Raw genomic sequence first — 2,243 nt, 5'->3', positions numbered from 1 at the left:
CGGAGAATGAAGGTGCCAAGTTCTGGCTGTCCGTGCTGACAGAACTCAAGAGCCGGGGCGTGCAGGATATCCTGATCGCCTGTGTCGATGGCTTGAAAGGCTTCCCTGACGCCATTGCTGCCGAATATCCCATAGGGCAAACCGGAGGGGGTACTTGAATGCAATAGACGCGAACGCGTCAGTTGCATTGCCACCCTCCTCAATGACGCTCCTCATATTTGCAAGGATCTTACTTATGAATATTCCAGAACACGCCGAAGCCGCTGCCAGTCAGGTAGCCGAGGCTGTTACCAATAACCCAAAAACTGCCCTTGCAGTGCCAGCGATTACGACGGCAATTGCTCCCCTGACTTCAATAGCCGAAATTCAGGGCTATTTGTCGATTGCATCCATGCTCATAGGCATCGCCATTTCACTGATCCTACTGCGTCAGCGCTGGGTCAGCCTGCAGACGGCTGAGATAGAAAGACAGGAAGCAGAACAACGATGGAAGGAACATCAGCATGAACAACTTTGATCTCTCCGTTGCCCCGGTACTGAAAAACGAAGGCGGCACCAGTAATCACCCTCTGGACGCTGGCAAACTGACGCGGTTTGGCATCAGTCAGCGCAGTTACCCCAAGCTTGATATTGCAGTACTCACCGTAGAGCAAGCCAAAGCACTTTACAAACGTGACTTTTGGGATGCCAATCATCTTGATCAATTGCCGCTCGCTGTCGCCTTTGAATTTTTTGACTGCGCCGTTAATTGCGGGGCAGGTACTGCCACGAGGCTGTTGCAGCGCGCCCTTGGTGTTGCTGAAGATGGCATTGTTGGCCCGATCACATTGGCTGCCATAGACAAGATCAATGCCGACAAACTGGCCAGGCGCATGCTGGCTCACCGCATGCAGTTTTATACCAAATTATCCAACTGGCCGAGTTTTGGCGCGGGTTGGATCAATCGTCTGGCAAACAACGCTTTATGGGAGGCAGACCATGTTTGAAAAAATCAACGCCATCATTAACCTATTTCGTAAAGGCAGCGAGGTCAGCAATGTCGAACTCTGGAAAAACGGCGGCATTTCAATTGCTGCCCTTGCTGCGGCAATGGGGGCGGCACTTCAATTGGGTAACGCGTTTGACCTTCACCTCTCTGTCACGCCTGAACAGCTCAATGGCCTTGCTATTGGCATCGTCAGCCTTGTTGGCGTCGTGCTCCCTGTCGTCACCTCTAAAAGAGCCGGCTTGCTGCCAGCAAAGACAAACCAGCCAGCTCCAATCGAAGATCACAGCTTCAGCGACAGTCTGCCAACAATATCAACGCTGGTGGCAACCACCACGCTGCAGCACCAGTCTGATGCCACAGTCATCGACAGTGATAACCCGCTCGCCGGACTCGATACCACATTCCGCGCTTGACTACGCACGCGCTTATTTCAAATCAATCGACGGCATTCAACTTACGCGCAATTGCCAATTTTAAGGAAAACGTCATGCTGCAAATCGCTGCAACGATATTACAAATCATCGGCTTTCTGGCCGAACACAAAGAGCAGGTAAAAAAATTGATACTCGACTTAGAAAACCTGATAGGCGTCCCGATGGATTGTTGGCATATTTTAAGAGTAGCGCACCAGATATTCAGGCTGGCGTCGCTTCACGATTCATAAGGGAAAAAAATGATGCGTTGAATATGTTGAATTCGGGAAGATAGCATATGTAAATTTAATCAGAGATTGGCTCGTCATGCATGATGAAGTGCTTCGTTCAATGTATGTCTGGAGCCAATCGCAAGACATATTAGAAAAATGAAATTGTTGGTGCGCATGCAAATATGCTTAAAATGCAAGTTAAGATTGCGGGCAGGGCTGTAACAGTAATAAGTTGTTCTTGGGGATGAAAAATGAACAGGGAAATGGATTGGATGAAATATTGCCAGCCAAATCAAATGAAATGATATTTTTGCTTTCCCCGGACCGGTTCCTGACAACGCAAATGGATAGCTGATTGAGATAGCAGATCGCCTCAAATATCATTCAGGACATTTTTATATGTCTTTGTCATGGATCGAAATCAGATTTTCGTGAAAATATCCAGGATGGCAAAGATATCATCACATGTCGTGAAATTTTTTAGAGCCTGTAAATAAAAGTGTGTAAGTAATTCTGGCAGATGAAGCTCCTATAATGAGGAATTGCCAAAATGACGACAAACGCAATGGAAAGAAGCAAACTGCAGGCGCTGGCCAAAGAGCTGGCGAA

At 48.1% G+C, this 2,243-nt stretch carries 4 protein-coding genes and 1 pseudogene; all 5 read left to right on the top strand.

Annotated elements, in window-relative coordinates:
* A pseudogene (locus tag ACO0LN_RS30205) lies at nt 1–131 on the top strand (transposase); the annotation flags it as partial.
* Between the two features lie 104 nt (nt 132–235).
* On the top strand, nt 236–517 hold the full coding sequence (locus tag ACO0LN_RS30200; RefSeq protein ID WP_422980445.1) for a hypothetical protein: 282 nt from the start codon (nt 236–238) through the stop codon (nt 515–517).
* Nucleotides 504–986, top strand: a complete 483-nt coding sequence (locus ACO0LN_RS30195) for a glycoside hydrolase family 108 protein (protein WP_422980442.1) — start codon at nt 504–506, stop codon at nt 984–986. The genes ACO0LN_RS30200 and ACO0LN_RS30195 overlap by 14 nt, the downstream gene beginning before the upstream one ends.
* Nucleotides 979–1,401 carry a hypothetical protein gene (locus ACO0LN_RS30190; RefSeq protein ID WP_422980440.1) on the top strand — a complete coding sequence of 141 codons (423 nt, stop codon included), beginning with the start codon at nt 979–981 and terminating at the stop codon, nt 1,399–1,401. Before ACO0LN_RS30195 ends, ACO0LN_RS30190 begins: the two co-directional genes overlap by 8 nt.
* Nucleotides 1,402–1,475: 74 nt before the next feature.
* Nucleotides 1,476–1,652, top strand: a complete 177-nt coding sequence (locus ACO0LN_RS30185) for a hypothetical protein (protein WP_422980438.1) — start codon at nt 1,476–1,478, stop codon at nt 1,650–1,652.
* The last annotated feature ends 591 nt before the right edge of the window (nt 1,653–2,243 follow it).

The organism is Undibacterium sp. TC9W, from assembly GCF_049339865.1.
Classification (GTDB): domain Bacteria; phylum Pseudomonadota; class Gammaproteobacteria; order Burkholderiales; family Burkholderiaceae_D; genus Undibacterium.
The sequence above is the reverse complement of the archived record's forward strand: the minus strand, read 5'-3'. Positions and strand labels throughout refer to the sequence as shown.

Bases quoted from the DNA above. Each gene is read 5' to 3' on its own strand.
- ACO0LN_RS30190 (WP_422980440.1), top strand. From the start codon at position 979: ATGTTTGAAAAAATCAACGCCATCATTAACCTATTTCGTAAAGGCAGC.
- ACO0LN_RS30185 (WP_422980438.1), top strand. From the start codon at position 1,476: ATGCTGCAAATCGCTGCAACGATATTACAAATCATCGGCTTTCTGGCC.
- ACO0LN_RS30200 (WP_422980445.1), top strand. From the start codon at position 236: ATGAATATTCCAGAACACGCCGAAGCCGCTGCCAGTCAGGTAGCCGAG.
- ACO0LN_RS30195 (WP_422980442.1), top strand. From the start codon at position 504: ATGAACAACTTTGATCTCTCCGTTGCCCCGGTACTGAAAAACGAAGGC.